Annotated in this window: 1 protein-coding gene, 2 tRNA genes and 3 rRNA genes; all 6 read left to right on the plus strand. The window is 46.0% G+C overall.

The genetic code is table 11. The features are described from left to right. Positions 1-19 precede the first annotated feature (19 nt). Positions 20-1,504, plus strand: coding sequence for a lysine--tRNA ligase (lysS, locus tag ACSYSF_RS09175; protein ID WP_489867718.1), 1,485 nt, complete (start codon positions 20-22; stop codon positions 1,502-1,504). 688 nt (positions 1,505-2,192) lie between these two features. Continuing rightward, positions 2,193-3,768, plus strand: a 16S ribosomal RNA gene (locus tag ACSYSF_RS09180). A gap of 93 nt (positions 3,769-3,861) precedes the next feature. Beyond that, a tRNA-Ile gene (locus tag ACSYSF_RS09185) sits at positions 3,862-3,936 on the plus strand. Positions 3,937-3,942: 6 nt separating this feature from the next. Continuing rightward, a tRNA-Ala gene (locus ACSYSF_RS09190) sits at positions 3,943-4,015 on the plus strand. A gap of 201 nt (positions 4,016-4,216) precedes the next feature. Continuing rightward, a 23S ribosomal RNA gene (locus ACSYSF_RS09195) occupies positions 4,217-7,132 on the plus strand. A gap of 75 nt (positions 7,133-7,207) precedes the next feature. After that, a 5S ribosomal RNA gene (gene rrf / locus ACSYSF_RS09200) occupies positions 7,208-7,324 on the plus strand. The 16S, 23S and 5S rRNA genes sit together here with 2 tRNA genes alongside, the layout of an rRNA operon. The last annotated feature ends 1 nt before the right edge of the window (position 7,325 follow it).

Genomic DNA, 7,325 nt, shown 5'->3' on the forward strand with positions numbered 1-7,325 from the left:
AATGAGGCAGGAATAAAAAATGGCTGATCAACAAGCGTCATTAAATGACCAAATGATCAAGCGTCGTGAAAAAATGGATGAGCTACGCGAAGCTGGCATCGATCCATTTGGTCACCGTTTTGATCGAACACATATGGCATCAGAATTACATGATTTGTATGATGATGTTTCAGGTGAAGATTTAGAAGCACAAGCAAATGAAGTCGTCATTGCTGGACGTATGATGACAAAGCGTCGTTCAGGAAAGATCAGCTTTGCTGATATTAAAGATCGTTCTGGACGTATTCAAGTGTTTGTTCAAAAGCCAGTTGTTGGTGAAGAAGCATATGAGTGGTTTAAGAAGTCTGACCTAGGTGATTGGTTAGGCTTTAAAGGAACGATGATGAAGACACGTGCTGGTGAATTATCTTTGAATGTGACAGAGATTACTCATCTATCAAAGGCGCTACGTCCATTACCTGATAAATTCCACGGTTTGACTGATGTTGAGACGAAGTATCGTCAACGTTATTTGGACTTGATTGCAAATGATGATTCATTTGAGCGTTTCCAAAAGCGTTCAAAGATTATCTCAGCTATTCGTGCTTACATGGATGGTGACGGCTTTACTGAGGTGGAGACACCTATGCTACAAAATGCAGCTGGTGGTGCAGCCGCTCGTCCATTTATTACACATCACAATGCTTTAAATATTGATTTGTATATGCGTATTGCACTTGAACTACACTTGAAGCGTTTGATTGTTGGTGGTATGGAACGTGTTTATGAAATTGGCCGTGTGTTCAGAAATGAAGGAATGGATCCAAAGCACAACCCTGAGTTTACTGTTATGGAATCTTACGCTGCATTCTGGAACTTAGGCGATGTTATGACCGAAACTGAAAACATCTTCAAGGCAGCTGCTAAGGTTGTTGCGGATGATTTGAAAATTACCTATCAAGGGGTCGACGTCAACTTGTCAAAGCCATTTGCGCGTAAGCATATGGTTGATTTGATTAAGGAAAAGACCGGTGTTGATTTCTGGCAAGACTATACACTTGAACAAGCTCGTGCCATTGCTGATGAAAAGGGTGTTAAGTATGAACAATACTGGGGTGTTGGTCATATTATCAACGAATTCTTCGAAGACTTTGTTGAAGATACGCTAGTTGACCCAACCTTTGTTTATGGTCATCCAGTTGAAGTATCACCATTGGCGAAGAAGTCAGATGATGATGCACGATTTGCTCAACGTTTTGAATTGTTTATTTCTGGTGGTGAGTATGCAAATGCCTTCACTGAATTAAATGATCCGATTGATCAACGTGCACGTTTTGAAGCACAAGCAGCTGAACGTGATGCTGGTAATGATGAAGCTGAAGGTATCGATGAAGACTTTATCGAAGCGCTTGAATATGGTATGCCACCAACTGGTGGACTAGGCATCGGTATTGATCGTTTGGTTATGTTATTAACTGATGCTGATTCAATCCGTGATGTTTTGTTGTTCCCAACAATGCGTTAATTGAATATGTAGATAGAGAGCGAGACAAAAGTCGTTTTGAGGCCGGTGTGTAACGTGATTTGCGCTATTTTTGGCCGTAGCAAAGCGTGAAGGCCAGGAATAGTGTAAATTGCGTTACATTGAGGCTTCAGACTTTTGGAACGCGTTTATGCTATAAAAATTATAGGCTTATAAATCAAATAATTTTAGCAAAAAGAGGTTGGAACATTTTCTTTTGTCCCAACCTCTTTTTAGTATATACAATCGGGCTTAGTTTAGCTCTTCAATTTTTAATACGATAAAAAACTAATTGGGGGTTGCATTATGCTCTGGATAGTCGTATTATATAAAAGTTGTCTTTTGAAAAGGGATTTAGAAAATCAATTCAAAAAACTTCAAACGATATCTAAATTATTGTATTGACATTTATAAATGCATACTGTAATATAGATTAAGTTGTGTCAGACAAATAATGTTTGATTTTAGATTAAAAAATTAGTTGTTGACATTCACCTATTTTGATGATAAACTAATTAAGTTGTCATTAGGACAACGTAGACCATTGAAAACTGAATATCGTTTCGATAGAACAAATGTGTAGGGTCATCAAGTAATTTACTTGATACAAAACATTTGCGAAGTCAATTCGCTAGTAAATTCGTTTAACTTCTGTTAAACAACACAAATATTGAGTTATACTCAAGCTTTTTAAAATGAGAGTTTGATCCTGGCTCAGGATGAACGCTGGCGGCGTGCCTAATACATGCAAGTCGAACGCTTTGTGCAAATTGATATGATGAGCTTGCTCTGATTTGATTTTTGATTTCAAAGAGTGGCGAACGGGTGAGTAACACGTGGGTAACCTACCTCTTAGCAGGGGATAACATTTGGAAACAAGTGCTAATACCGTATAATACCAACAACCGCATGGTTGTTGGTTGAAAGATGGTTCTGCTATCACTAAGAGATGGACCCGCGGTGCATTAGCTAGTTGGTAAGGTAATGGCTTACCAAGGCGATGATGCGTAGCCGAGTTGAGAGACTGATCGGCCACAATGGGACTGAGACACGGCCCATACTCCTACGGGAGGCAGCAGTAGGGAATCTTCCACAATGGGCGCAAGCCTGATGGAGCAACGCCGCGTGTGTGATGAAGGGTTTCGGCTCGTAAAACACTGTTATAAGAGAAGAACGACACTGAGAGTAACTGTTCAGTGTGTGACGGTATCTTACCAGAAAGGAACGGCTAAATACGTGCCAGCAGCCGCGGTAATACGTATGTTCCAAGCGTTATCCGGATTTATTGGGCGTAAAGCGAGCGCAGACGGTTATTTAAGTCTGAAGTGAAAGCCCTCAGCTCAACTGAGGAGTTGCTTTGGAAACTGGATAACTTGAGTGCAGTAGAGGAAAGTGGAACTCCATGTGTAGCGGTGAAATGCGTAGATATATGGAAGAACACCAGTGGCGAAGGCGGCTTTCTGGACTGTAACTGACGTTGAGGCTCGAAAGTGTGGGTAGCAAACAGGATTAGATACCCTGGTAGTCCACACCGTAAACGATGAGTGCTAGATGTTCGAGGGTTTCCGCCCTTGAGTGTCGCAGCTAACGCATTAAGCACTCCGCCTGGGGAGTACGACCGCAAGGTTGAAACTCAAAGGAATTGACGGGGACCCGCACAAGCGGTGGAGCATGTGGTTTAATTCGAAGCAACGCGAAGAACCTTACCAGGTCTTGACATCCCTTGCAAACACTAGAAATAGTGTGTTCCCTTCGGGGACAAGGTGACAGGTGGTGGTCATGGTTGTCGTCAGCTCGTGTCGTGAGATGTTGGGTTAAGTCCCGCAACGAGCGCAACCCTTATTATTAGTTGCCAGCATTTAGTTGGGCACTCTAGTGAGACTGCCGGTGACAAACCGGAGGAAGGTGGGGATGACGCCAAATCATCATGCCCCTTATGACCTGGGCTACACACGTGCTACAATGGCATATACAACGAGCCGCTAACCCGCGAGGGTACGCTAATCTCTTAAAGTATGTCTCAGTTCGGATTGTAGGCTGCAACTCGCCTACATGAAGTCGGAATCGCTAGTAATCGCGGATCAGCACGCCGCGGTGAATACGTTCCCGGGTCTTGTACACACCGCCCGTCACACCATGAGAGTTTGTAACACCCAAAGCCGGTGGGGTAACCTTTTAGGAGCCAGCCGTCTAAGGTGGGACAGATGATTAGGGTGAAGTCGTAACAAGGTAGCCGTAGGAGAACCTGCGGCTGGATCACCTCCTTTCTAAGGAAAATCGAAACCTACACATTCTATACGAAACGATATTTAGTTTTGAGTGGTTTACACTCAATGAAAAAGACAGAGAGTCGAATCTCTGGGACTGTAGCTCAGCTGGTTTAGAGCGCACCCCTGATAAGGGTGAGGTCGGAGGTTCGAGTCCTCTCAGTCTCATGAAATGGGGAATTAGCTCAGCTGGGAGAGCGCCTGCTTTGCAAGCAGGAGGTCATCGGTTCGATCCCGATATTCTCCATAACAACCTACGGGTTGTTTATTAGTTCTTTGAAAACTGAATCATAATTGTAAATTTTTAAATTCATTTATATTGATAGTATCAATAAAATTGAGCCGAAAAAATACACCGCGTAATTTTTTGAGTTTTTTAAATAAGTTTAAAATCGCTTGTGACCATTGAGTCACAATACTCAAACGAAATCATCAACGAAAGTTGATCGGTTAAGTTATTAAGGGCGCATGGTGAATGCCTTGGCACTAGAAGCCGATGAAGGACGGGACTAACACCGATATGCCTCGGGGAGCTGTAAGTAAGCTTTGATCCGGGGATTTCCGAATGGGGGAACCCAGCTTGTTATGCAAGTTATCGTTTAGTCAATACATAGCTAAACGAAGGTAGACGTTGTGAACTGAAACATCTCATTAGCAACAGGAGCAGAAAGAAAAATCGATTCCGTCAGTAGCGGCGAGCGAACGCGGAGCAGCCCAAACCAGAGTGCTTGCACTCTGGGGTTGTAGGACTACCGTTGTGGAGTTACAAATTTGTTTATTAACAGAATCAGTTGGGAAACTGAGCGAGACAGGGTGATAGCCCCGTATGTGAAAGTAAGCAAACTCCCGTGTAGGATCCTGAGTACGGCCAGACACGTGAAATCCGGTCGGAAACTGCGAGGACCATCTCGTAAGGCTAAATACTCTCTAGTGACCGATAGTGAACCAGTACCGTGAGGGAAAGGTGAAAAGCACCCCGGAAGGGGAGTGAAAGAGTTCCTGAAACCATGTGCCTACAACAAGTTAGAGCCCGTTAATGGGTGATAGCGTGCCTTTTGTAGAATGAACCGGCGAGTTACGATACCATGCGAGGTTAAGGTGGAAAGACCGGAGCCGTAGCGAAAGCGAGTCTGAAATGGGCGCTTAAGTATGTTGTTGTAGACCCGAAACCAGGTGACCTACCCATGTCCAGGGTGAAGGTGTGGTAAAACGCACTGGAGGCCCGAACCCGTACATGTTGAAAAATGTTGGGATGAGGTGTGGGTAGCGGTGAAATTCCAATCGAACTTGGAGATAGCTGGTTCTCTCCGAAATAGCTTTAGGGCTAGCCTCGGAAGATAGCGTGTTGGAGGTAGAGCACTGTTTTGATGCGGGGCCCATCTCGGGTTACTAAATTAAGATAAACTCCGAATGCCAATCACGTATGTCCGGGAGTCAGACAGTGAGTGATAAGATCCATTGTCGAAAGGGGAACAGCCCAGATCGTCAGTTAAGGTCCCTAAGTGTGTGTTAAGTGGAAAAGGATGTGAAGTTGCATAGACAACTAGGATGTTGGCTCAGAAGCAGCCACCATTTAAAGAGTGCGTAATAGCTCACTAGTCGAGTGATTCTGCGCCGAAAATGTACCGGGGCTAAACACACCACCGAAACTACGGGTGCCACGTAAGTGGCGCGATAGGAGAGCGTTCTAAGGGCAGTGAAGTCAGACCGTGAGGACTGGTGGAGCGCTTAGAAGTGAGAATGCCGGTATGAGTAGCGAAAGACAGGTGAGAATCCTGTCCACCGTATGACTAAGGTTTCCTGGGGAAGGCTCGTCCTCCCAGGGTTAGTCGGGACCTAAGGCGAGGCCGAAAGGCGTAGTCGATGGCTAACAGGTTGAGATTCCTGTACCAGGTGAACATGTTTGAACAATGGAGGGACGCAGAAGGCTAACAGATCCCAGCGATTGGAAATGCTGGGTCAAGCAATAAGTCTTGAGGTGAGTTAAATGCTTGCTTCTTATAGGACAAGTTGTGATGAGGACCGAAATAAAGTAGGGAAGTCTGTGATGTCGCGCTGCCGAGAAAAGCTTCTAGTTAGTGTTTACCTGCCCGTACCGCAAACCGACACAGGTAGTCGAGGAGAGCATCCTAAGGTGAGCGAGTGAACTCTCGTTAAGGAACTCGGCAAAATGACCCCGTAACTTCGGGAGAAGGGGTGCTCAGCGCAAGCTGAGCCGCAGTGAATAGGCCCAGGCGACTGTTTATCAAAAACACAGGTTTCTGCAAAATCGTAAGATGACGTATAGGGGCTGACGCCTGCCCGGTGCTGGAAGGTTAAAAGGAGTGCTTAGCTTCGGCGAAGGTACGAATTGAAGCCCCAGTAAACGGCGGCCGTAACTATAACGGTCCTAAGGTAGCGAAATTCCTTGTCGGGTAAGTTCCGACCCGCACGAAAGGCGTAACGATCTGGGCGCTGTCTCAACGAGAGACTCGGTGAAATTTAAAGACCCGTGAAGATGCGGGTTACCCGCGACAGGACGGAAAGACCCCATGGAGCTTTACTGTAGCTTGATATTGAGTGTTTGTGCAGCTTGTACAGCATAGGTAGGAGCCGTAGAAATCGGGACGCTAGTTTCGATGGAGGCACACGTGGGATACTACCCTCGTTGTATGAACACTCTAACTCACACCACTAAGCGTGGTGGAAGACAGTGTCTGGCAGGCAGTTTGACTGGGGCGGTCGCCTCCCAAAGAGTAACGGAGGCGCCCAAAGGTTCCCTCAGAATGGTTGGAAATCATTCGCAGAGTGTAAAGGCACAAGGGAGCTTGACTGTGAGACTTACCAGTCGAGCAGGTACGAAAGTAGGGCTTAGTGATCCGGTGGTTCCGCATGGAAGGGCCATCGCTCAACGGACAAAAGCTACCCTGGGGATAACAGGCTTATCTCCCCCAAGAGTCCACATCGACGGGGAGGTTTGGCACCTCGATGTCGGCTCATCGCATCCTGGGGCTGTAGTCGGTCCCAAGGGTTGGGCTGTTCGCCCATTAAAGCGGTACGCGAGCTGGGTTCAGAACGTCGTGAGACAGTTCGGTCCCTATCCGTCGCGGGCGTAGGAAATTTGAGAGGAGCTGCCCTTAGTACGAGAGGACCGGGGTGGACGTACCACTGGTGTATCAGTTGTTCCGCCAGGAGCATCGCTGAGTAGCTATGTACGGATGAGATAAACGCTGAAAGCATCTAAGTGTGAAACTCGCCTCGAGATGAGATTTCCCATTCAGTAATGAAGTAAGACCCCTTATAGATGATAAGGTAGATAGGCTAGAAGTGGCAGTACGGTGACGTATGGAGCGGACTAGTACTAATGGTTCGAGGACTTAACCAAGTAGCAAGTGGTGTAAGGCAAGAAAATTTAATTATGATTCAGTTTTGAGAGAACTAAGTTCACTCAATAAATACGTGTCGTGATGATGGCACTGAGGTCACACCTGTTCCCATACCGAACACAGCAGTTAAGCTCAGTAGCGCCAAAAGTAGTTGGAGGATCGCCTCCTGCGAGGATAGGACGTCGCGATGCA

The sequence above is a fragment of the Weissella sp. ESL1139 genome (genome assembly GCF_058506735.1).